Genomic DNA, 25,645 nt, shown 5'->3' with positions numbered 1-25,645 from the left:
TAACCCCTTAAAACAACTATTTTATGAATACCACATTGATTCGTACAGAAGTCACCGAAAAAGGAGTCCAGCCGGACCAGGATTTTTATAAAGACATTTTTCATCAAAACTCCGGAACAGAATACGCTCAGGCCATGAAATTAGCACAGGAACGCGTTTCGAATTTCCTAAAAAACAATAAAAAACCTTTCAGCGGAATCAAACCTGAGGAAATCAGAGCCAAAGTTGAAGAGATAGATTTTGACACTCCACTACCCGATTACGAAAGTCTGCTGAACGAAGTAGACGAGCTTTATGTGAACCACGCTACTGCCTTTCACCTTCCGGAATATATTGCCCACTTAAACTGTCCCGTTGTTATTCCCGCACTAGCTGCCGAAATTCTGATCAGCGCCATCAACTCCTCACAAGATACTTACGACCAAAGTGCCGGTGGAACTTTTATCGAAAGAAAACTGATTGACTGGACAAGCGAGCAGATCGGCTATACTCAGGGCGATGGTGTTTTTACAGCGGGAGGCTCTCAAAGTAATTTAATGGGGCTGCTATTGGCGAGAGATTACTATGCTTTGCAGTATCAGAAATGGAATATCAAATTGGAAGGTCTTCCTCCGGATGCACACAAATACAGAATTTTTGTTTCGGACAAGGCGCATTTCAGCAATCATAAAACTACCTGGGTTTTAGGTCTTGGAGAACAGGCAATCGTAAACGTCGGAGTGGATCAAAGATACCGTATGGATCCTGAAAAACTGGAAAAAGCAATTGCTGACGAAATTAGGAGAGGAAACATTCCAATTGCTATTACCGCAACAGCAGGTACGACCGATTTCGGTAATGTTGATCCTCTAAAAACCATTGCTGATATTGCCAACCGCTATAATTTATGGCTTCACGTAGATGCAGCTTATGGATGTGGATTATTACTGACAGAAAAACAAAGGCATTTATTAAACGGTATCGAACTTGCCGATTCTGTAACCATCGATTACCACAAATCGTTCTTCCAGCCGGTGAGCAGTAGTGCTTTTATTGTAAAAGACAAACTTCAGCTCAACATTATCAAGCATCATGCTGATTATTTGAATCCAAAAGAACAAAATTACGATGTGCTTCCGGCTCAGGTTAATAAATCGATTGTTCAGACTACACGCCGTTTTGATGCTTTGAAACTTTGGTTTACACTACGTTATATGGGCAAGAAAAAACTTGGACAATTTACTGAAGCCCTAATCGAAATCACTCAACAAACCGCTGCCTACATTGAAGCCGATCCGAATTTTGAACTGTTATGCCACTCTGATATTGGTATTTTATTGTTCCGCTATCTGGACGGACCCGTTGAATCAAACTCTTGCGACGTCAACAAATACATCAAAGAGAAGCTTTTCTATGGCGGAGAAGTACTGGTCGCCAGCACCAAAGTAAATGGAGAATTCTACTTGAAGTTCACCATTTTAAATCCTCTTACCACCCTAAATGATATTAAAAACATTCTTAACCTCATAAAACAAAACGGAGATGAATACCACAGACTCAACTAATTTTTACCAACTGGCAGAACAAGTAAACTACAAATCCCTGCTCAACTGCTATTGCAGAGAATTTAGCAATTGGATCCAATACGAAGGTGTTCCGAAATACGACCCTGCTTTGGCCGAATTTATGAAAACTATCGACCATAGCTCTTTTCTTAAATTTGATTTCACTGCTATTGGTCAGGAAGTTTTTGCTCCCTTGGTTTATTTTTCTGAAAGTGGCGTACATGCTTTCGGATTTCCCGTAGTGTCACGAACTATTGCAACAGATGCATTCCGAGAAATAAATCCGATCGAATTTACGGAACTTGTTGCGGCTTATTCTAAAACAGAAAACCCTGATATTGATCCTGTTCCTACGCAAAAACGCATGCAAAACAGCATCGAGAATCTGGCACTTTATCTGGAACATTACAAAAACAGTGATCGTACAGCCAACAATCCGGAACAGTCCTTTATAGCTTCTGAACAATCTTTGATCCTGGGACATACCGTGCATCCGTTGCCAAAAAGCAGAGAAGGATTTACAAAAGACGAATTGGTTCAATATTCTCCTGAAACCCAAGGACAATTCCCACTCCACTATTTCCTGATTCACCCGGAAAATGTAGCCGAAAAAAGTGCCGAAGACTATTTGATTACCGATTATCTGAGAAAAGAAGTTTCGCAATTTGCTGATAAAAATGCCAAAGAATTACTGGATTTCTATTCGCAATACAAAATAGTACCGGTTCACCCTTGGGAAGCAACTTATTTATTGGAGCAAAAAGAGGTTAAAGAAATGCAGTCTAAACAGCTTCTTTTCAGTTTGGGGCAATTTGGACCTTCTTATGCAGCGACCTCATCTGTGCGTACCGTTTACAATGCCGACAGTGAATGGATGTATAAATTCTCTCTGCATGTAAAAATCACTAATTCCTTCCGTGTCAATTACCTACACGAATTAAATCGTGGTTATGATGCTGCGCAGTTGATGAAAACAGATTGGGGAAAAGGAATCCAGAAAGATTACCCTCAAATTCAGCTTGTTACTGATCCTGCGTTCATTACAGTGGTTTATGAGGATAAAATTATTGACGGTTTCAGTACCAGTATTCGTCAAAATCCTTTTCATGGAGCCAACGCTAATAAAAATGTGACACTGGTAGCTTCTTTGACGCAGGATAACATTTTGACTGAACTGCCAAGAATCGTAACTCTGATTGAAGAATCGGCCAAAAGACAAGACTTAACAGTAGCAGACACTGCTATTGCCTGGTTCAAACAATATCTGAATATCAGTCTAACGCCTTTAATTGGTATTTTCAACAAATACGGATTTGGTTCAGAATTTCACCAACAGAATGTTATGGTTGAATTCGATGAAAATCTTTTCCCGTCAAAATTCTATTTCAGAGACAATCAAGGATACTTTTTCCGTCAGGGACAGGTAGAAGAACTAGAACGTTTGATTCCGGAATTTGGTAAAGACAGCCGTTCTTTTATTGCTGAAAAAAGAATCATTGATTTCTGGGGGTATTATTTCTTAATCAATCACTTGCTTGGAATTGTGAGCGCTTTGGGTAAGAACAAACTTGCCGACGAAGATACACTGCTTAACCTGATTTACGAAGCGATCAAAAAAGAGGGAGAATCAGATGTTACCGGTTTAGTTTCTCATTTTACCGAAAGTGTCAAATTAATCGTAAAAGGAAATTTACTAACCAGTTTAAACAATATGGATGAGGCCAGTGCACCAAGAACCAATCCGGCGGTGTACAAAACTTTCCCAAATCCTTTAAACAGACACTTTTTTTCTAAAAAATTAATTCAGCCACAAGCAAACACTACTGTTTTCAGTCGTTATTTTGAGAAAGAAAATGTAACAATCACCTTGCGTCCGGTAGATGTAGACAAAGATTTGGAGATGCTTCACGAGTGGTTTCACCGCGAACATGCTTTGAAAATCTGGCAGATGAACTGGCCCATTCGCGATTTAGAGGTGTTTTATCGCACGTTGCTTCCGGGTGGTCACTCGCACAGTTACATTGGAGAAGCTAATGGTGTTCCTACTTTTAATATCGAAGTGTATTGGGCAAGCCGTGACATTGTGGGAGAATACTATGACGTACTTCCGTCTGATTATGGAACGCATCAGTTTATCGCGCCAACAGATCCGAAGCTAAAATACGGTTCTCCGGCAACTCAGTCTATGATGGATTTTGTATTGAGCGAATCAAAAGTAGGCAAAATGGTAGGTGAAGGTTCTGTAGATTCTATCGCTTCGATGATGAACAAAGCTCACGTTGGATTTAAAATTCAAAAAGTAATCGAAATGCCTCATAAAAAAGCCAACCTGAACTTCTGTTACAGAGAATGGTACTGGGCTAAATTCCCGGCTGCTGAAGAGTTTCAAAAAAATATCGTTTCAGCCTCACAAGTTTAATTCATAAAATAACCACAATGAATACAGAAAAAATATATTCGGTAATCGGAATTGGAATTGGTCCTTTCAACCTTGGACTTGCAGCACTTATCGAACCCATTGAAGATTTATCAGCACTGTTTTTTGATCAATCGGAAGGCTTTGACTGGCACCCGGGTTTAATGTTAAACAATGCCACTTTACAGGTTCCGTTTTTAGCCGATTTGGTTACAATGGCCGATCCTACGAATAAATACAGCTTCTTAAATTACATCAAACAAAGCGGACGTGCTTATAAATTTTACATCCGTGAAAATTTCTTTATCTACAGAAGAGAGTACAATGAATATTGCAAATGGGCGGCGGCTCAGTTAAGTAACCTTAAATTTTCACACAAGGTGATTTCAATTGACCCTGTTGATGATGTGTACAAAGTTACGGTGATCCATACTCAGACGTGTGTTACGACTGTTTATTATACGCATAAAATAGTTTTAGGTACGGGAACTTCACCACATGTACCTGATTTTATTGACACCGAAGCTCTTCCAAATGTGATTCATGCCTCTCAATATTTGTATTTCAAACCTCAGATTCAGAAAAATGCGTCGGTAACAATCATTGGTTCAGGACAAAGTGCTGCCGAGGTATTCCGTGATCTTTTACCGGATACGGAAGACGGATTGCAATTGAAGTGGTTCACCCGTTCGTCACACTTCTTCCCGCTTGACAATAAATCCAAACTGACTTTGGAGTTGACTTCTCCGGAATATGTAGATCATTTTCACAGTCTTTCGGCACAAAAAAGAAAACAGCTTTTAGACAGTCAGCATGGATTATACAAAGGGATTGATCACGAATTGATTAACGAGATTTTCGACAGCTTGTACGAGATGAGCTTAGAAGACACTCCACTAAATGTAGAATTGCGTTCGAACATGCGTCTGACTTCGGTAAAAGAAGATATCGATGGTTCGCATTTACTTGATTTTGTACAAACAGAACTGGAGCAGCCTTTCGAGGATCAAACCGATTATGTGATTCTGGCAACGGGTTACAAATACAAAGAACCTGCTATTCTTTCAGGAATTCAGGACAAAATTGGCCGACTGGAAAATGGCTTATTCAAAGTGCATCGCAATTATACTATTGACAAAAACGGTACGGATATTTTTGTTCAGAATGCTGAATTACATACGCATGGACTTTCGACTCCGGACTTGGGAATGGGTGCTTATCGAAATTCGTACATCATTAACCAAATCGCTAATCGTGAAGTTTACAAAGTTGAAAAACGTATTGCTTTTCAACAATTCGGAGTACAAAGAGCAACTCCTGAATTTTCATCAGCGAATGTTTTGGAATTAGTAAACGAACAAGTCAACCATTAGATCATACTAAAAATCAACTCAGATGATAACCCCAGAAAATACCTTTAAAGACGCTCAGCACCTCAACGCCGATATTTGGAATCAGGTCAATCGAAACTTACTCGCCAAAAGTATTTCGGAATTGATGCGTGAAGACGTCGCAAACCCACAAATAACTGCTAAAGATGAGGATGGTCTTACTCATTTTAGATTAGAAACCGACACAGCGAGTATTTACTATACTTTTTCAGCTTATCCAAGGTTTCTTAACTATTGGCATATCGTTAAAGACAGCCTTTGTAAAGTGGAGCATGAAGTAAAATTAGAGCATATCGATGTCCCTAATTTCTTTATCGAACTTCAGGAAACTTTTGGTATCAACTCTTTTACCCTGGCCCATTATATCGAAGAGTTACTGCATACCTTATACGCTGATGCTTACATTCAGTCAAACCGTCGTGTGCCTGCCGCGGAACTAGCCGATGCTGATTTTCAAACGATCGAACACAGTCTCGATGGCCACCCGTGGGTAATTGTAAACAAAGGCCGTATTGGTTTTGACTCGGAAGATTATACGAAATACAATCCCGAGTCTGATCAAAGAACACGTTTAATTTGGATTGCTGCTCATAAAAACAGAGCTAATCTACGCTTACAGACCGATGTGGACGATCAGGATTTTTATGAAAATGAAATTGGCAAAGAAAAACTGGATGCCTTTAGAAACAAGTTAGCGGCATTGAATGTAAATCCGTATGATTATGTTTTTATTCCGGTGCATGTATGGCAATGGCAAAATAAACTTGTGATGCAATTTTCTAATGATATTGCTTCCAAACATCTTATCCCATTAGAATTAACCGAAGACATTTACAGTCCTCAACAAAGCATCCGTACTTTTTTCAACGAAAGTGCACCTCATAAACATTATGTAAAAACATCAATGTCTATTTTAAACACCAGTCATGTCAGAGGTTTGTCTCCTAAACAATTATTGATAGCGCCACGTTTGACAGAGTATCTGAAAAATGTTCTTAAAAAAGACGAGCACTTGCAAAAAATGGGAGTTGTACTTTTAGGCGAAGTCGTTTCGGTTACCTACGCCCACCCAAGTTATAGTAAAATTGACAATCCTCCTTACCAGTACAATGAATATCTGGGTGCTATGTGGCGCGAAAGCCCTATAAATTCCCTTAGAGAAGGAGAGAATTTAATGACGATGGCGGCATTATTATATGTAGACAACACCGGAAAAAGTCTTGTACAAGAACTTATAGAAAAATCAGGTCTTTCTACAGAACAATGGCTCAAAGCTTATATGACTGCGTATCTTAAACCAGTGCTTCAGATTTATTACCAGCATTCGTTATCTATCGATCCACATGGACAAAATGTGATTCTGATTCTAAAAGATTATGTACCAACACGTATTGCCTTGCAGGACTTTGTGGGAGATATTTTAATTAATGAAGAAGCAAAGAAAAAATTGCCACAGGAATTTATTGATAACTTGTTTAATGCCTCTCCAAATCCGGAAAATGCACCGTTAACGATACTTATCGCCATTTTTGATGCCTTCTTCAGATACCTGAGTCACGTTATGATTACAAACGCTAACTATACAGAGAAGGAATTCTGGAATTGTGTTTACGATATTATCATCGAATATCAGGCAGAACATCCTGAGCTTCAGGAAATCTTCGACAAGTACAATATGTTTATACCTGAATTCAAACGTCTTATTTTCAATAGCCGACGTTTGTATAATGGTTATGAAGAAACAGCCGGATTTCCACACATGAAGAAAAGTGGTTTTGTACCGAATCCGTTACATCAGCTAATCCATGAAGAAATAGTAACAGCAAAAGAAAACTAATGAAAGAAGCCCTTTTAAAAACACGCTCCTTCTTTGGTTTATTAAGGCGTTCTCTTGCCGGAAGTGAAAAAAACTTCACTTCGGGCAGTATTAACAAAACCATTCTTTTACTGTCAGTTCCAATGGTGGTTGAGCTTCTGATGGAATCACTATTTGTATGTTCCAATCTCTTCTTTGTTAGCCGATTGGGTACGAATGCTATTTCAATTGCGGGAGCGACCACTACTTTCATCACTTTTTGTTATTCGGTTTCCATTGGTTTGGGGATAGCGGCTTCAGCGATGATTTCCAGAAGAATTGGCGAGAAAAAATTCAAAGCGGCAGGTCAGACCACCATGCAGGTGATTTATGCTACAGTGCCTATTGCCGTCCTGATTAGTATTGTGTGCACCATCTGGACCACCGATATTATGAGTGCCATGGGACTTTCGGCTGCTATGGTTGAGGAAGGAAGAACTTACGGCATCGTCATGTTTGCTTCCAGCGGATTTTTGATTCTTCGAATCGTCGTAAATGGAATCTTCCGAGGTGTTGGAGACGCCTCGACTGCTATGAGAATACTTTGGCTTTCCAATGCGTTGAACATTATACTGTGCCCCGTATTTATTTATGGCTGGGGTCCTGTTCCGGCATACGGTTTATTGGGAGTTGGGCTGGCCACTTTAATTGCAAGAGTAATTGGAGTGCTGTATCAGGCCTGGTATCTGATAAGAGCAAAAACCATGTTAAAAATTGGTCTGGCACAAATGGTCTTTAATCTTGCTATTTTCAAAAGAGTACTAAAACTGGCTTTTGGCGGTACCGTACAATTCATCATTCCGGCATCAAGCTGGGTGTTCATGATCAAAATCATGTCGCATTTTGGCGAAAGTGCTCTTGCCGGATACATTCTGGCGCAAAGAGTCACTTCGATTGCTACGATGCCAGCCTGGGGTCTTGGAAATGCTGCAGGAATCTTAACCGGACAAAATCTGGGAGCGAAACAGCCCGAACGCGCCGAAAAATCAGTTTGGAGAGCGGGAATGTTAAACATGGGATTTCTGGTTTTAATTGGAATTTCCTGGATATTCCTTGCTGTTCCGGTCATAAAAATCTTTACTGATATTCCTGAGGTGATTTCTTTTAGTACCATGTACATTCATCTAATTTCGATAGCCTACATCTTATTAGGTTATACGATGGTGATTTCAAGAGCCCTTAATGCTGCCGGTGAAGTAAAAGTGGTGACCTGGCTATACATCCTGATGTTCTATGTCATACAGATTCCGCTTGCCTATGCTCTGGGAATTTCTTTTGACCTGGGATCAAATGGTGTTTTTACCGCCATCCTTATTTCAGAAATTATATTGGCCGTGGCTTGTATTGTCGTCTTCCGAAAAGGAAAATGGAAACATACAAAGGTTTAAAACTAAACCGGTTCAAAATATGTCACCCCGTTGGGGTTTATTGAAACGATTTTACCAATTTCTATAAATATTTTGCCCCGATGGGGCTTAACATTTATAAAAAGCTCCAAAAAGGAGCGCTATATCTGTAGAATTACGTTCCAATGGGATAACATTTATAAAAGCTCCAAAGGAGCGTCATATTTATAGAATTACGTTCCAATGAGATAACATTTGTAAAAGCTCCAAAGGAGCGACATATCTATAGAATTACGTTCCAATGAGATAGCATTTGTAAAAGCTCCAAAGGAGCATCATATTTATAGCATTTATAACGTATTTTTTGCAAAAGCTCCGGAGGGCGTCATATCTATTGCATATGAGTTGCATCAAAAAACATTAAACAACAAATAAAAAATATCAATTTAATATTAAATAATAAAACAATGAGTACAATAGAACAATTACACGGAGTATTTGCAAGAGCTTTTGAAATTCCTGTTGAATCAGTAAACGACGGACTGGAATATCAGGCTATAGCCGAATGGGATTCGATGAGTCATTTGGTATTAGTAGAAGAACTTGAAAGTACTTACAAAATCTCAATCGAAATGGAAGACATTCTGGAGATGGGAAGTGTAGCAAAGATTAAAGACATTCTTAAAAAATACGGATTTGAAATCAATTAGAATAGACCACTAAACTTATGGAACTATACGATTTAATCAGAAAAAATGAAAAGCTGACTTTTACCGACGCCAGTACCGGAGTTTCAAAAACTATTGCAGAAATGGATCAGTCACTGGAAATCGAAAACATCCGTTCAGTTGTTTTTATTTACAATGACAATCAGTTACCGGCTATTGAAACGCTTTTAAATTTTTACCAGAGCAGGTTTACGATTGCTTTGTTGGGAATGGGTTTACTAGAAAATTTTAAGGAAAATCTGGAACAGAAATATACTCCTTATTATATCTACGACCCTACGCGAACTGAAATAGAAGGTTATACGGCTGTAAATGCCTCAGAAACGATAGTATTGTTTAAACGAAATGTAAATTTAATTTACCCGATACATGCCAAAATAAAACTTTTGCTAAGTACTTCCGGTACTACAGGATCGCCTAAATTTGTTAGGCTTTCTGATGAAAACCTGGTGCACAATGCAAAATCGATTATGGAGTATATGCCTATCCGGTCAGATGATGTAGTGCCTTTAAATGTACCTATTAATTTTGTGTATGGCTTGTCGATTTTCACCACCAATTGTATCAAAGCCAGTCAGATTGTTTGTACAGATAAAGATGCTTTTCAAAAAGAATTCTGGGCCGATTTCAAAAACTACGGATACTCTACCTTAGGTGGAGTTCCGTACTTCTATGAGATGTTGTACAGTATCGGATTCTTCAAGAAAGATCATCCGTCTTTACGCTACCTGACTCATACGGGCGGAATGCTGAACCACAAACTAATTGAGGCAATTTCAGATTTTAGTGAGAAATTCGGCAAACAATTCTTTGCGCAGTATGGACAAACAGAAGCTTCCGGTCGTATGGCTTATCTGCCTCCAAAAGATCTGCTACGAAAAGGAACTTCTATTGGTTTACCAGTTAAAAATGGACGTTTTGAGATTGATAACGAAACAGAGGAACTGATTTATATTGGTCCAAATGTATACGGCGGTTATGCCAATGTGAGAGCTGATCTTCAGTTTTATGAGGAACAGGAAAGACTCCACACCGGAGACAAGGCCAGACAAGACGAAGAAGGTTACTACTATATTGTAGGCCGAATCAAACGAATCGTGAAATTGTTCGGAGTACGTCTCAATCTTGACGAAACAGAATTATTACTGAAAGATGCATTGGGCGGACAAACGTTTATCTGTATCGGAATAAACGATAAGCATCTGGCCGTAATGTACACCGACGAAAATCTGAACAAAGAATTGATTCTGAAAGTGCTAAAAGCCAAACTAAATCTCCATGCCAGTTCTTTAAAAGTGATGCACATAGAAGACGTTCCGCTTACACCAAACGGAAAAGTAAACTATCCTTTACTTAAGGAGTCACTGGAATTAGAAGGAGCTTTATAGGTTTTCAGTCACAGTCGCAGTTTACAGTCGTATTACCAAGTTTCAGTGATTACTGACACTGTAAACTGTAAACTGTGACTTTTTTATATCCTTCAAAACAAAAAAAGGCTCCTGACAAAACCGCGTCAGGAACCTTTTAAATAAAAAAACAAAATAATACTATTTGAAAAGCTATCTCTTAGAAGCTATACCCCAGTGCTAAATTAAATCTGGTACCGTTTCCTCTTGTATAATTGGCATTTGTACCATAAAATTGAGAAGTCGTTGGATAATAATCTGTATTGAATATGTTTTCAATTCCAAGTTTAACACGGATGCTATCTGTTACTTTATAAGCAGATGCCAGATTCCATAAATTGAAAGAATGAATTGGTCCTTCACCAATGGCATAAGCTCCTTTGGCATTTGGTTTGAAAACATCACGATCACCAACGTACATCCAGTACAATTCAACATTTAATCTTTTACCGCCATACTTTGCGTAACCTGTAATTTTAACCGGAGGGATTCGGTTTGATTTCAAATAAATATCGTTTGGTCCGTAAAAGTTTCCGTCAGAATCTTTATCCCCTCTTCCCTGTACATTTGCATAGTTACCCCCTACTGTCAATTCCTTAAGAATTTGGTAATCGGCCTGAACTTCATATCCCCAAACTCTTTCCGGCAAACGTTCTGCTACTAAAAATCCGTCTACCTGAATCAAATTGGTTCCTAATTTTGATGTACTCAAATAATAAGAAGCACTTAAATTGAATTTCCCTAACTGACTGCTAAAACCTCCTTCATAGTTGTTGACAATAATTGGTTCTGTCTCTAACTTAGAGATGGCATCCTGTTTTGCATTGGTTAAAACCCTTCCTAAATCAAATACAGAAAAAGCCTGAGAAAAACTCACAAACGGATTGAAGAATTTAAATCTTGAATATCGAATACCTGTATTAAAAACAAAAGCATCATAATTAAGTTCTCCACCTTTTACAGCAATACTTCCCGCCCCATTTGCACCGGTAGCAAGAGTATTATAATCGTCGATATTAATTTTAATATTTTCTGCACGCAAACCTGCTTTTACATTCCAGTCGCCAAACAGCTGTGTCGATAATTGTGCATATGGTGCCAGATTGACCATATCGATGTTCGGAACCCAAACACGTCCGTCAACCAGTTTTTGATTCGTTTTATCGTTCAGTAAATCGAATCCATAAGTCACATCACCCGTGAAGTTTGACGAAATTACAAAAGGAGAATTCAAATATACTCTTAGCCCTTTTTTGGTAGATGCTGTTTGTGATTGTCCACTTCCGTAGAAAAAAGTAGAGTTAGAAAATGCCGTCAGGAAATCCTGAAAATACAAGTTAGCTGTAAGTGAAGTGCTTCCAAAAATCCCTCTGTTTACATATTGAAGATTAGCGTTGTGATTGTAACGATTTCCTTCGTCTACACCAGGCCTGTTACCCAATACTCCAATTGCCGGGCTTACACCGTATACTCCATTTTTAAGGATAAAATCCGAATCCTGATTCGAACTGAAGTAATTGTACATGAAGTCAATTCTTTGCTTAGCGGTTAAATCGTAACCTACTTTGGTAAACACATTATACGTTTTAGTTTCCCCTAATCCGTATTCAGGAGAAATAACCTTCCCTCCTCCATCACGAAAAACACCCGTTTTTTCATAAGTTCCGCCTACCATATAGTTGAACTTACTGATTTTTCCGTAAAACTGCTGATTGAATCGGTATCCTAATGTACTGTCACCTTTTATATTTCCGTTAGTTCCTGCCTCACTGTATCCGGCAAATTTCTTCTGAGTTTTACCTGATTTTGTAATGTAATTAATCAAACCTCCGTCAGCACCATTCCCATAAATGGCAGTTGCTCCCTTAATGACTTCGATACGTTCAATTACCGAAGGATCTATAGAACGCAGTTCACGTCCTGCAGATTTCAATGGCGTTGATTGCGGAATTCCATCAATCAAAACTAAGGGATTTCTACCGCGAAGAGTCTGACCGTAATTCCCTGTATTGTTTGTACCCGATCCTAAGCCCGGAACTGCAAATGCCACAGTATTGGCAATATTTGAACTTACAATTGATAAGTCTTCAATATCCTTAGCGTTGATTACGGTTACCGAAGAAGGTGTTTTTGATAAGGTTTCTACTTTTCTGCTCGCTGAAACTATAATTTCATCGAGTTGGTCACCATTGTCTTCAGAAGCTCTGGTTTCTTTACCATTAAATTTCAATTGCAAAGTCACATTGGTCGTTTCATTGTTGGCAACCGTAACTTCCTGTTCAATCGTTTCGTAACCCGATAATGACGCTTGCAGTGTATAAATATTCTCTGCAATTTTATTCAGTCTAAAGCTGCCGTCGCTATTTGAAATGGTTTTATATTTTGAATTTTTAAGTGTAATAATAACTCCCGAAGCCGATTTTCCGTCAGAGGTTGTGATTTGTCCTTTAATTTTTCCACCATTTTGTTGTGCAAAAGAAGAAAAGACCGAAAATAAGAGGCTGATAATAAATAAAAACTTTGATGTTCTTAAACTAAGATATTTCATTGATTTTAATTTTTTGGTTAGTGATTTTATTCTTATTTAGAATTAATAAAAACAGCGCAAAAATAAAGATTAATAATTGTTTAACAAGTATTATTTCGATTTATTCTATAGAATATTTAATAATTCATGCGCCTTTGTCAGAAAATAAATCAGTTTCTTGATAAAAAAGCAATATTACAGGAGCAGCAGCTTAAAAAATTGTACGAATGCCACAAAACGATTCAAAATGAATCTGTAAGTTTTCTCTTCTCAAAGTTTAAGACTACTCCATTCAAAAGTTAATAAATGAGCATTTTTGAGGTTTTACGGCTCTTTTTTTTATTCAAAAAATAAAGATTTAGTCTAAATAAGTATAAATTTGCGACGCATTTTCTGTGGATTCAAGTTTAATTCTAACCGAAAATGATACTATTAGGGTGTGAACCAGAGTGCCAATAAAACCAAATAAGCTACTAAATGAAGAAAGGAATAAAAAAAACGATCAGACAAATACATTTATGGCTGGGGCTTGGCTCAGGTTTAATCGTTTTTATTGCGGCCTTAACCGGCAGTATTTTGGTTTTTGAAAAAGAAATTGACTCATTCTTACATCCTCAATACTATAAGGTTTCATCTGTAGGGACTACCAAAAAAACGATTGATTATTGTACAGACGTTCTTCAGAAACAATACGACATCAAAAAAATCACCCGAATTTCTACCTTCAATGATCCTTCGCGTACCTTCCAAATTCTGGCAAAGGATGCTGATAAAAAGGCACAATTTTTTTCTATTGATCCTTATACCGGAAAAGTGCTCGCCACAACACCTCAGGAAAGTCGATTTTTTGTGGTCGTACTTTCACTCCACAGACAATTGCTAATGGGTGATGCAGGTCAGCTTATTATGGGATCTTCCTGTATTATTTTTGTTCTGATGCTGATCACAGGTATGGTGTTATGGTGGCCGAAAAAAATTAAAAATTTAAAACAACGACTAAAGGTAAAATGGAGCGGTTCCTTCAAAAGAATCAATTGGGATTTTCATTCTACTTTTGGCTTTTACAGCTTTTTAGCTTTACTTATTATTTCGCTAACCGGTCTTTCCTTTGCCTTCGACTGGTTTCAAAATGGTCTTTACTTTCTGGCTGATGGAACTACCAGTAAAAAACTGTCTTTAAAAGTAGAGAATCCAACAAAAATAGATCCTAAGCTCAATAATACCGCTTTTTATCAAAGTATTTACAATAAGACCGACAGTATTTTTCCTTATACCGGAAATATCCAAATTAGAATGCCGGTGGATACAATTAATAGTATTACCGTTCTGAAGGAAGATCTCGAAAGAATCATTCCACATCAATCCAGCTCGGCTTATTTTGATAAGTATACGGCGGAAAATATTGAAAACAGACCTTATAAATCCTATTCAAACGGTGACAAACTGAAACGTTTGATGTATCCTATTCATACCGGAAGTGTTTATGGATTAACCACCAAAATAATTGCTTTTTTGGTTTGCCTTTTTGCTGCGACATTACCAATTACGGGACTAATCATTTGGCTCGGCAGAAAGAAAAAGTAGTTTTTTGACGAAACAAATCGCCTTATTCAGTTGTTGTATTTCTTTGGAAAAATTTTCTTACCTGTTGGGTAATTAGAATCCTTTTGCTCTGTTTTTCGAAATAAAAACAATCGTAAGTTGCTATATTTCAAAAATTTAACTAAATTTAATCCCCCCATTTCTAATAAATCTTTTTAGGACTTGTTTAATCTGTTGGCTAAAATCTCAAAAACATGAAATGGTTCAACACTTTAGTAATAAAAAAGTTTACGGAAAGACTTTCGAAACCCGTTTCTAATGATGGTTCTCTTCATCTGGAAAAGGGCAGACAGTTTTATTTGTCGAATCGGTTTCAGGATGCCCTGCTGCATTTAAACTGTGCGATCAATTCCGGATTTGATCAGGGGGTTTATGCCTTAAGAGGAACTTGTCTTCAAAAACTGGATTACCATTATAATGCTATTGAGGATTTTGACAAAGCCATTGAAACTGATCCTTTAGAGTTTTCTATTTACTACAGTCGGGCGGTATCCAAAAGAGCAATCTTAGATTTTACAGGCCATATAGAGGATTTGCACAATGCAATCTATTACTACAAGAAACATTCAACTATCGAAAATCAGGTGCTCAGAGCGTTCGAAGCCCATTTACAGGCTGCTAAAATGGATATAGAGGGCCCAATTCAAAACAGACATGAAATTCGCAAAGCTCCATCGTTAGAAATAAAATCGTTAATCAGGGATTCTCTCAACCTCATTAAAAAAGCAAAGGGTAGAAATGTAACGGTGAATTGATTTCTGTTCTATTTTATAAAGCTTCTTTTTTGTTTTAAAGTGCACTAAAAAAAGTATAAGGATGAGGCGGATTCGTTTCACGAAAACGCTGATGAAAACGGATTTTTAGAAGAATAAAATGCGCTACCATAATAGAATAATCCTATCCCGGATAAAATAAAAAAATCCGTGCAGATCCGCGTCTTCGCCTAGCGAATCCGTGTCATCCGTGTGCCATGATCCTAACTATAAAAAATACAAAAGTTCACACTAAGACTTACCTTCTTTTGCAACTCACCCGCTAATTGTGTTATATTTACCATACTAAACTGAAGTTTTTATTATGGAAGATTTTTTAATTGGTATTGGAAAGAGATTAAAAGAGATCAGGAAGAAAAATGCATTAACCATACACGAAGTAGCCAACAGAGCCGGAGTTAGCAACGGTTTGATTTCCAGAATTGAAAACGGAAGAACAATTCCTTCCTTACCCGTTTTGATTGAATTGATCCAATCCTTAAATACGGATGTGAGTTATTTTTTTGAAGGCGTTGAAAATACCAAGAATGCGAAATACATTCATATTAAAAAAGAAGATTATCAAAAAATAGAAAAAGAGGACCGTGCTGAAACTACCGGTTTTAACTATTATCATATTTTCAGTAAAAGCATTAACTCTATTGGTTTTGAAGCTGTAATTCTTGACGTGGAACCTAACTGTAAACGCGAAAAAGTAATTACAGATGCCTGGGAGTTCAAATACATCATTAAAGGAAGTGTGACTTATATTATAGATGATGCAGAAGTGGTTGTCAATGAAGGTGATTCACTATGTTTCAACGGAAGGCATCCGCACGTGCCTCAAAACCGAACAACAGAAAACTGTGTGATGCTGGTACTTTATTTTTATTCTGAGAGTAATAGTTAGTTTTTTTTAACCGCAAAGAACGCTAAGTTATTTTTACAGGTCAAACCTTTTAAAAAACAAAGTTCGCAAAGCTTTGTAAATAAAACTTCGCGAATCTTGCATAACATCTTTGCGCTCTTTGCGGTTAAACCATCTCTTTACATTAAAAAACTTTGCGAACCTTGCGTAACATCTTTGCGCTCTTTGCGGTTAAACTCCAAGCCAGAATCAAATCAAAAAGGCTACCTTCAAAAATGAAGATAACCCTTTAAAAAACAAAAAACACAAATTTTTTAGTTCGCTGTCGGAAGCCATGAACGGCCGTCTAAAGACCAGCTTGTATTGATGGGTACACCAAACCATTGCAATGAAGAATAGGCGATATCTACCATCTTTGGAACTGCTCCTGTTGCGGTACCACATTTTAAGGTAGCTGTACTGCTTATCCATGTTGGAGTATTTGGAAAAGCAAGGTTTACCTGCTGAACGCTTGAATCGGTAAAACTATTTCCTGATCCGTTATCTCCTTTCCAATATCCAATAAGATTGGAGTAATCCGGATGTGAAGCGGTAACTGAAGAACAGGTATAATTTAAAATCGAAGCTTCCGATAAGGCTTTGTTCCATACGCGTACCTCAGCAATATTTCCGTTTACATTGGCACCATAGGTGAGCGTTCCGTCTTGTCCTATCGCAAAAGGCAGTCCGGAAGTCAGACTTCCAAAACTGGCGCCAATAGCAGCCTGCCCCACAAAAGCACCGTCCTGATACGTTTTAACCAATTTGGCTGTACGGTCTACTACAAGTGTCAAGTGATGCCATTTCCCATCATTGATTGTCCCACCGGAAATATCCACACGACTTTGAGTGTCCCCAATATTTACCTTCCATGTTCCTCCGGTATTGGCACAGATAACAAAACCTCGGTTTTTACCACTCACCCAGTTTTTATTCGAAACCAGCGAAGGATCACTGCTATATCCTGATGTTTTTACTCGGCATTCCACTGTAAAACTCGAAGTTCCGAAATTGTAAAGTGCATTGGATGTTGAAGCATAAATAGAATTGGAATTAAAATTGACAAACTTACCCGTTATCGTTGTAGTGGGATCAACCGGTTTTTCGATTTTAGTTGAAGTAAAGTTTTTATTGTTGAAAATAGTAAAGATGTTTCGTTCTTCGTAAGAACTTCCGCCATGAGATCCGCTAGAACCTGTAACAATCCCTCCGTGATCCGGCGCTACCACAACCAGCCAGTCTTCATTGGCATAATTAGGTCTGTTCTTTAAAGCCGTTAAGATTTCACCTATGTAACCGTCTGTGGTTTCGATTGAAGATTTGTATTGTGGCACATTAAGCGAAAATCCATAACTGTGTCCTGCATGATCCACGTCATCAAAGTGCAAAAACAAGGCATCCGGATTGTCGTTTGTAAGTGCGGCAACCACTTCATTTTTAACGGCCAAATCGGTGGTGAGCGTTTTCTCTACATCAATGCCATCCACAATATAGGTATTGATGGGTGCCCAATGCACAATCGACATGGTTTTTAAAGCAGAATTATACGTTTCAAGTCTTTTCAAAAAACTAGGATACGAGGTAAAATTCGGACTCGAAAATGAATTATCGGTTACGCCATGTTTTAAATGGGTCACACCGGTAAGCATCGTCGACCAGCCGTTTCCGCTCCACGTAGGTGCTTCGGTCAATGCATCTAAACTGTAAACCGAATTGGGTAATAAAGCATGAACATTAGGAGTATTGGCTCCCATTAGGGCATCGCCACGACAGCCGTCGATTCCTATAATCAATAATTTTCTGGTACCACTGCTTAAAGCAGATTTGCCGGTTTTAGTGTTTGTTTTAGCATTTACTACCTGTTCGTCTTTCGCAAGCGCTGAATCGTTGGTACAGGAAGTGACTAAAAGCACACTTGCAAGAATTGTAATGTAACTTAATCTAAAAATCTTTTTCATTGGGTTGAATTGTTTTATGGTTACTATTTATTTACTTGTTTGAAACTTTTCCTGCAGGGATATTGTTTTTACTAATTGATAATTGTCAATTGTTAATTGTTAATTGTTACTTCTTTCTTCTTGCTTCTAACATTATTCACATCAAACACCTCACTTCATAACACTATAAAGTGATGCCAGCGAATTTAATATGTAATCGGGCTGGGCTGCTTCAAGCTGCTGTCTGGTTTGTGCGCCGGATAAAACGCCTATTGTTACACCGCATTTAGCATTTTTACCTTCTTCAATATCTATCGCAGAATCTCCAGCTTTTAGTACTTTTGAAGCGTCAGTAATCGCAAATAATTGCATGGCTTTGTATATCATATCCGGAAATGGACGTCCCAGCACTACATCATCGGCGGTGATTAAGGCATCGTATTGGTTTCCTTCCTTCCAGTTTAACTTTTCTAATAAGGTATTCGCAACGTGACTGCTGTAACCCGTGTTTAGTACCACTTTTACACCGTCCTTTTTTAAATTTTCAAAAACATTTTCAACGCCTTCAATAGGTAAAACGGAAGCTGAAAGATATTCATTGTCCAGTGTTTCTTTAAAATATTCGAATATTACATCTGATTTATTCTTGTCTGTGATGTTATTGTATTCTAAAATATCCCGGATCGCCTGATGTTTTTCTTTTCCCGCTCCTAATGACAGTACCGATTCCAAAGAAACCTCGATCCCGAAGTTGTTGATGGATTTATGCAATGTTTTGTAAACTATATTTTGCTCATTTATTGTTGTTCCTGCCATATCAAAAACAACCATTTCAATTTCATTAATTTTCATTTTGTGTATTTATTTTAAAAAATTTATAGTTTTTGGTTGGTGGTTAATGGTTGATGGTCTAAAATCTATTGTTTATTGCTCTAGAAAGCACTATAAATGTAGATTATAAACTATGATGAATAATTTCCCATATAACTCATAACTCAAAACTTACAATCCCTATGCATTAAAAATTGTATCAATATTATGTTTGGCAAATCCTGCACTTCCCGTCATGCCCTTTCCTCCTATTCCGGTTATGATGTGAATATTCTGGTCAACGGTGTATTCGAAAATATCTTTGGTCTTACATTGCGAGTACATTCCAAACCATCTGTTCTGTATTTCATAAGTAGGCAAATCGATTATCTTTTTGGCTTCTTCAATCATAAAATGATCGATGTCCATATTCAGATCAAATCCTAAAGAATCAATTTCTTTTGCGGGAGCATACTCATGAGAATCTCCTAAAATCACCGAACCGTCAAGGGCTTGCTTGAACAGGATATGAACGCCGTACTTTTTCTCAAAACTATCCGGATTTTCTTTTGCTTTGATGGCCTGATACGATTTACATTCTTCAAACGATTCATATCTTCTTATAGTCAATCCCGTTAAAATAGAGCCGTCTAATCTGTAGTTATTCTGAGGTTTCGTCTGCAGCATCTGTAGTTTAGAAACAATCAGATCGCTGTTGTTGTAAATCTCAGGATATAATATTTTGAAATCACTTCCGTTACAAATAATAATTTTTGAAGCTTTATGTACTACACCTTCCGCAGTTCTTGCTATTACTTCATCGTTTAGGTCCTGGGTTTCTACAACCGTAGTATTCATAAACAAATCAAGTCCAAGATTGGCTGTCATAAACTGATGCAATTTATGAATCATTGTATCAGGTTCAACGGTAACTTCCTGCGGAAAAAACAATCCTCCTTTACAATAGTCAGCACGTAAACCGTCATATTTATTCAGGCATTGCTCCTTAGTCAGCAAATTAGATTCGTAATCATTCGAAATATTAATCTGATGGAGTTCTTCAATCAATTGTAATTCTTCTTCATTTGAAGCCAGATAAACAGTTCCGTTCTGACGGAGATTGATCTCAAACTGCGATTGAATATCTTTATAAATCTTTAAACTTTCTTTTCCAAAATTCTGCCATTTTCGATCCATTCCGGACGGTACAACCTGTCCAAAATTTCTAACGGTCGCGCCTTCCGGCTTGCTGTTTTTTTCCAGAATGGCAACCGACATTCCTTTTTTCAGGGCATGGTAGGCGTGAAATGTGCCCAGAACTCCTGCTCCGATAATTATTAAATCATACTTCTCTTTCATGTTTGTGTTTGTGTTTTTATTTGTTTTACTGTTTATTTGTTTTTGGTTTTTGGTTTTTGGTTTTTGGTTTGTTATTTCAGGTTTCAAGTTTCAGGTTTCAGGTTTCCCACGGCGCCTCAAATCTTGCATCTCACATCTTACATCTCACATCTTACATCTCATAACTCATAGCCGCATGAATTTTAGCAGTCTTTCTAAACTTCCTTTTAAAATAGTTAAAGGACATGATGGTAGTGATGATCCCAACAAAAGAGAGCAGATAAATACAGGTGGTAAAAAAGCTTAACAGGGAAATATTCTTGTCGCCAAAATTTTTAAAAAACAATACCAGTACGCTTCCTAAATAACCAAAAGCATCGGCGATGTAAATTAAAAATCCGGTATTTCCATCAATTTTATAGGTGGCAATCATACGGTCAAAAAACAAACCGTTGAACGGAATGTAGCAAACGTACATTCCAAATCCGGAAATCATCATCCACAGAAGTGGCGACATTAAGTGCTTTTGAAACAATAAGGTTGTAATTCCTATGAGTACAGAACCCACGAGCAATACCAAATGATAATTTTTGAAGGCTTTGTAGTTGCTTTTCATACTTCCTAAAAATCCTAAAATGACCAAAACTGATATCGCAATCGGAATTTCGGAGTACATATAAATCGAAATACTCTCTTTATATCCCAAAGAATCCCATAATTCTCTTGCAAAATTATCTCTGAATTCACGCATTGCCGTTAACATGGCATAAAAAATGATCAGTATGGTCAACGGAAAAGCAAATTGTCGGAATAATGATGCACGTTCTTTTTTATCTAAAGGTCTGCGTTTGGATTTCATGACCAGATCTTCGTCATCCGGATTTGGGATTTTTTCCAAAAACAATGAAAATACGATTAGCGGAACAATAAAAAGTAATCCCGAAACAAAAGGCATCCAAAACTCATTGCACCCCAAAACCTTCAGAACAAATACTCCGACAGATTTTGCCGCTCCTGAGGAAACGATAAAACTCGAGCATAAAATTACCCCCAGTAATTCCGTTGTTTTTCGGCCTTCGATATAAGAGAAAACGATTCCCCAAATCATTCCTAAAGGCAATCCATTGATGAATAAAAACAGAATGTTGTAAGGTGCCGGTACCAAAGCAAAACCCAGCAAAGCCAGTTCTGAAATGGCTATAAAACTGATTAAATATAAAATTCTCCTGGCCGACTTTAATTCGGATATGATTTTGATTCCTAAAAATTTAGAAAAAGTATAGCCTAAAACCTGTGCTAAAATGAGCAGAATTTTATAATCTATTCCCCAAAAAGACAACTGATCGAAAGTGGCGACCGTAAAAGGTTTTCTGAAGGCATACATACAAAAATAAGTGCCGAATGCCGCTATGGACGTTTTGAGTATGAACCTGAAATTAGACGCTTTTTTAGACATTAGTTCTTAAGTTTTAACGTGATGGGGTTGTGATCAATGTGAAATAAGTACGGTTGTTTTAGAAACCCGTTGATTGCAGCAGATTAAAAAAAAAATAAACTGTAAAAATAAAATCTGCGCACATCCAACGGGTTAACTTATAGTTGTCTATAAATTATATTTTAAACCAAGGTTAAACTTCATTCCGTAATATTCTACCTGTTTTGGACGGTTTGGTGTTTCTCCAAAATGGTACATCAAAGGCTCGTTCAGTACATTGTTTACATCACTGAAAATGGTAAAATGATCTCCAATTTTATAAGAAGCAGAAAAATCAAGTGAGTTGTATTTACCGTAATAAATATCATTCATGTCTGTATTTTTAGCATTGGCATCAAAACTTGTGGCATAAGCTCCTTTGTGGTTAAAGGCAGCTCTCACATTCAGTTTACCGCTCTCATAAAACAATTGCAAATTGTATAATTGTTTTGCCTGATAAGGTGTTGATACTTTTCTTCCGTTAGGATTGTTAGCATTTTTTCCTAAAGTCATTTCAGAGTCCATAAGAGTTGCATTGATCTGAGTTCCAAAATATTTCAGAAATCCCGGCAAGAAGCTAAATCTCTTGGTAATTCCAAATTCAACTCCGCCAATCCACGCATTTCCTCCGTTAGCAGGTGAACTGATTTCTATATCAGGAATTCCGTTAATGGTCCCCTGATAAGTATCGTCAAAAATTGGATCTGTAATCGATTTGTAGAATACTCCGGCGTTAATGATTCCCACTTCGTCAAGAAAATACTCTCCTAACAAATCAAAGTTCCAGGAATAGGTTGGGTTCAAATTTGGATTTCCTCCTGCATACTCTCCGTCAATAGTATTTAGTGAACCAGCCGGTGAAATGTCTCCAAAATTAGGTCTCGCAAATGTTCTGGTTGTGGCAAAACGAAGGTTCAAATTCTCAATCGGAGTATACTTTACGTGCAACATTGGAAGCACTGACGTATATGTTTTAGTATTCTCAGCATCTACCACCACATTGTTTTCTACTGTTTTACCGGTTACCTGTGTGATGGTATTGGTTACACGCAGACCTCCTAGAACAGTCCATTTATCAGACAGATTATAGGTTGACATTGCATAAACAGAAGAGGTTGTCTCCCCTACATTAAAGTTTCTTCCTAATCCTTTTCCCAGTTCCGGAATCTGTGAATCAGCAGGATTTAAAACCAGATTTGCTTTTGAGGTATTGAATAATTTTGTCATTCCATCCGCTGATAAAACCGGACCGAAACTATTTCCAATCAAAGTACCTGTTTCTTTCCTTAAGTAATCTGTACCTCCCGGTTGAAGAATTAAATCAGAAGTATAATTGGATAAATAGGGAGTTGGAGAACCTGTCCAGCTGTAGTATTCGTCTCTAAAAGTGGCGATACGATCTTTATCTGTTACTTTCGCTCCGAACTTCATTTTAAGATTCTCATTAAAATTGTGCTCGTAGTTGACTGCAGCAATAATGTTATCTCTTTCTACAATATTGATTTTGTAAAGTTCTAAAGTAGAGAACTTCATTTTTGTTGGATCTGTTTTGAAATTTGGATCGGAATAAAAATCAAATATTGACTTTGGATTGTTTGGATCCATAACTCCGCCATCAGCAGCCCAATACGCTCTCGGACCTCCTGCTCCACCGTTTGCAAGTGGCACTGTTTTTAAATATTCGGGTTTAACACCTACTCCGGTTTGGTTGAACTGAATTAAAAAATAACTGTTGTCTTCTGCATTTGGGATGTTGCCATACTTAAACCTGTTTCGGTAAGAAGCAAGACTCCAGTCTAATTTTCCGTTCGCTAACTGATGTTTTCCTCCCAAATCAAGACCTAAAAATTGTGTCATTAATTGGTTGTGAATATCTTGCTGTTCCACCGTTAACGCATTTGTTGTACCGTTGAATTTATCAAATCGGATACGGTGTTTGTAATGTGTTTCTTCATCTGTAAGTCCGCCATAAGTTACTTTCAGAAAAATTTTATCTCTTGATGAAGGATTAAACTCCATTGCACCATTTAAACCTGTGGTTTTTCTAACTCCGGTATAATCTCTCAACTCCAATCTGTAAACGCCCTGATCACCTTGTCTTCTCGCCTCGTAATTATCGGTAGCCCAGTTTCTGTCCCAATACGTACCATTGATAATGTATCCAAACTTTCCATTTTTACTTTTATCACCTATTGTAAGTGATCCACTATAAATTCCTTTATCCGATTTTTGATTGTATCCACTAAAAACACTTGCTTTAATTGTTCTTTTCGTTGGAGCGGTTTGTGTAGTAAAATTGACACTTCCGCCAATCGCATCACCATCCATGTCCGGTGTAAGCGCTTTAGTAGCTTCAACATAGGCGATAAGATCTGAAGGAAAAAAATCAAATGCGGTAGCTCTCGAAGTCGTTTCTTCTTCGGCAGTTGGAATTCTGTTTCCGTTAATGGTAGTTGACGACCAAAATGGCGGCAATCCTCTCACCGATACAAAACGTCCTTCACCCTGATCACGCTCTATCGAAACTCCCGGCATACGCTGTACAGTTTCGGCAGCGTTACGATCCGGTAGTTTTCCTATCCCGTCGGCCGCGATAACGTTTACAATGCTCATCGATTTTTTTTGCATGTTTAGCGCTCTCGCTTCACTATTTCTTTGAGCCATTCCGCTCACGACAACTTCATTCAGTTCTTTGGAATTGCTTTGCAGTTGAATGATTCCTAACTTTAACTGTTGATTGTCTTTAATATCAATTTTTATATTCTTTACCTCATATCCTATATAGGAGATCTGTAATTCAAAGCTGCCCGATCCTACATCCTGAATTGTAAAATAACCACTAAAATCAGTTGTTGCTTTTTGATTATTAGACAGTACAATGGTTGCGCCCGGAAGTGGGGACTGCGCATCGGTAATCGTTCCGCTTATTGTTGCCTTTTGGGCGGTCATGTTTTGAGTAAAAAGTGCAACCGAAAAAATTAAAATTGCCTTGTAAATTGTTTTCATGGTTAATTTGTTTACAAATATTAAATTTATACAAGCAAATAAACAATTAATTTTATAAATAGTAAATAATCAAAAATTATCTAATTGTTAAAGAAAAGAAAATTGAGAGGTTCAATTTGTTAAGTATTTGTAAAAAAATAGTTTTATAATCCTTGAAATATTGACAGAATAGTGCTTGATTTACATCTTTAAAGTGAGGAAATTCAAGGAAAGTGACAGATAAAATACTGCACGTAGCCGAAGTTAAGTCTTGATTAAGCGTAAGTTCCCTGGAAAGTCATTTTTTTTACTATTTGTAAAATATTAATCTCTTTTTTTACAAAAAAAAGCACTAAAAATCCATGCTAATGCTAAAGCTCTTTCAGAGCAAATCTAACCAGATTTCTTCCTGGTTAGATTATCTAAACTTTTTGTTTAATTGCCAACTTTACAACTGATTCGTTTTCAAGCTTTTAACTTGCAGCTTGAGTTTATTAAAAACAAAAAAGACCGCAAAAGCGGTCTTAGGCGTGTAATATACCAATTAAATTATCTAAAAAACGATTCCGTTATTACAATCCGGAAAACGACAAAAGTTCATTGTTTTATAAAATCAAACCGAATGGC

Annotated in this window: 16 protein-coding genes; 10 read left to right on the top strand and 6 right to left on the bottom strand. The window is 37.5% G+C overall.

Features of this window, described 5'->3' with window-relative positions:
- Window positions 1-23 precede the first annotated feature (23 nt).
- The 7 genes from C245_RS0106100 (at window position 24) to C245_RS0106070 (ending at window position 10,668) form a co-directional block, all read left to right on the top strand.
- A complete protein-coding gene (locus tag C245_RS0106100) occupies window positions 24-1,544 on the top strand; it encodes a decarboxylase (protein ID WP_017495698.1) in 1,521 nt (506 codons plus the stop codon).
- The gene (locus tag C245_RS0106095) at window positions 1,522-3,963 is read left to right on the top strand and encodes a GNAT family N-acetyltransferase (RefSeq protein WP_017495697.1); all 2,442 of its coding nucleotides are present in this window, start codon (window positions 1,522-1,524) and stop codon (window positions 3,961-3,963) included. The genes C245_RS0106100 and C245_RS0106095 overlap by 23 nt, the downstream gene beginning before the upstream one ends.
- A gap of 17 nt (window positions 3,964-3,980) precedes the next feature.
- Window positions 3,981-5,333: a lysine N(6)-hydroxylase/L-ornithine N(5)-oxygenase family protein gene (locus tag C245_RS0106090; protein ID WP_017495696.1), complete on the top strand. Its 1,353-nt coding sequence runs from the start codon at window positions 3,981-3,983 to the stop codon at window positions 5,331-5,333.
- 22 nt (window positions 5,334-5,355) lie between these two features.
- On the top strand, window positions 5,356-7,188 hold the full coding sequence (locus tag C245_RS0106085) for an IucA/IucC family siderophore biosynthesis protein (protein WP_017495695.1): 1,833 nt from the start codon (window positions 5,356-5,358) through the stop codon (window positions 7,186-7,188).
- Window positions 7,188-8,594: an MATE family efflux transporter gene (locus C245_RS0106080; protein WP_017495694.1), complete on the top strand. Its 1,407-nt coding sequence runs from the start codon at window positions 7,188-7,190 to the stop codon at window positions 8,592-8,594. The genes C245_RS0106085 and C245_RS0106080 overlap by 1 nt, the downstream gene beginning before the upstream one ends.
- 425 nt (window positions 8,595-9,019) lie before the next feature.
- Window positions 9,020-9,262: an acyl carrier protein gene (locus tag C245_RS0106075; RefSeq protein WP_017495693.1), complete on the top strand. Its 243-nt coding sequence runs from the start codon at window positions 9,020-9,022 to the stop codon at window positions 9,260-9,262.
- Window positions 9,263-9,279: 17 nt separating this feature from the next.
- Window positions 9,280-10,668 carry an AMP-binding protein gene (locus C245_RS0106070; protein ID WP_017495692.1) on the top strand — a complete coding sequence of 463 codons (1,389 nt, stop codon included), beginning with the start codon at window positions 9,280-9,282 and terminating at the stop codon, window positions 10,666-10,668.
- Window positions 10,669-10,846: 178 nt separating this feature from the next.
- On the opposite strand, the gene C245_RS24690 is transcribed toward C245_RS0106070, so the two are convergent.
- Window positions 10,847-13,234: a TonB-dependent receptor domain-containing protein gene (locus C245_RS24690; RefSeq protein WP_017495691.1), complete on the bottom strand. Its 2,388-nt coding sequence runs from the start codon at window positions 13,232-13,234 to the stop codon at window positions 10,847-10,849.
- Window positions 13,235-13,690: 456 nt separating this feature from the next.
- Here C245_RS24690 and C245_RS0106060 point away from each other — a divergent pair, with 456 nt between their 5' ends.
- From C245_RS0106060 to C245_RS0106050, 3 genes are all read left to right on the top strand, one after another.
- Complete coding sequence (locus C245_RS0106060; RefSeq protein ID WP_017495690.1) at window positions 13,691-14,797, top strand: PepSY domain-containing protein; 1,107 nt, start codon at window positions 13,691-13,693, stop codon at window positions 14,795-14,797.
- A 212-nt stretch (window positions 14,798-15,009) separates the two neighbouring features.
- Complete coding sequence (locus tag C245_RS0106055; RefSeq protein WP_017495689.1) at window positions 15,010-15,570, top strand: hypothetical protein; 561 nt, start codon at window positions 15,010-15,012, stop codon at window positions 15,568-15,570.
- Between the two features lie 322 nt (window positions 15,571-15,892).
- Window positions 15,893-16,477, top strand: coding sequence for a helix-turn-helix domain-containing protein (locus C245_RS0106050; RefSeq protein ID WP_017495688.1), 585 nt, complete (start codon window positions 15,893-15,895; stop codon window positions 16,475-16,477).
- Between the two features lie 272 nt (window positions 16,478-16,749).
- Here the strand turns inward: C245_RS0106050 and C245_RS0106045 are convergent, their stop codons facing one another.
- The 5 genes from C245_RS0106045 to C245_RS0106025 form a co-directional block, all read right to left on the bottom strand.
- Window positions 16,750-18,432 carry a DUF4983 domain-containing protein gene (locus C245_RS0106045; RefSeq protein ID WP_017495687.1) on the bottom strand — a complete coding sequence of 561 codons (1,683 nt, stop codon included), beginning with the start codon at window positions 18,430-18,432 and terminating at the stop codon, window positions 16,750-16,752.
- A gap of 150 nt (window positions 18,433-18,582) precedes the next feature.
- Window positions 18,583-19,263, bottom strand: a complete 681-nt coding sequence (locus tag C245_RS0106040; protein WP_017495686.1) for a phosphonatase-like hydrolase — start codon at window positions 19,261-19,263, stop codon at window positions 18,583-18,585.
- A 159-nt stretch (window positions 19,264-19,422) separates the two neighbouring features.
- Entirely contained in the window at window positions 19,423-20,580 is a 1,158-nt protein-coding gene (locus C245_RS0106035) for a TIGR03364 family FAD-dependent oxidoreductase (RefSeq protein WP_026109905.1), read from the bottom strand.
- Between the two features lie 151 nt (window positions 20,581-20,731).
- Window positions 20,732-22,015 (bottom strand): DUF5690 family protein, encoded by a 1,284-nt coding sequence (locus tag C245_RS0106030; protein WP_026109904.1) that lies wholly within the window; start codon window positions 22,013-22,015, stop codon window positions 20,732-20,734.
- Window positions 22,016-22,162: 147 nt separating this feature from the next.
- Window positions 22,163-25,039: a TonB-dependent receptor gene (locus tag C245_RS0106025; protein ID WP_017495683.1), complete on the bottom strand. Its 2,877-nt coding sequence runs from the start codon at window positions 25,037-25,039 to the stop codon at window positions 22,163-22,165.
- Window positions 25,040-25,645: the final 606 nt, after the last annotated feature.

The sequence above is a fragment of the Flavobacterium sp. WG21 genome (genome assembly GCF_000335775.1).
GTDB classification, from domain to species: domain Bacteria; phylum Bacteroidota; class Bacteroidia; order Flavobacteriales; family Flavobacteriaceae; genus Flavobacterium; species Flavobacterium tructae.
This window is presented reverse-complemented; position numbering and strand designations above follow the sequence as displayed.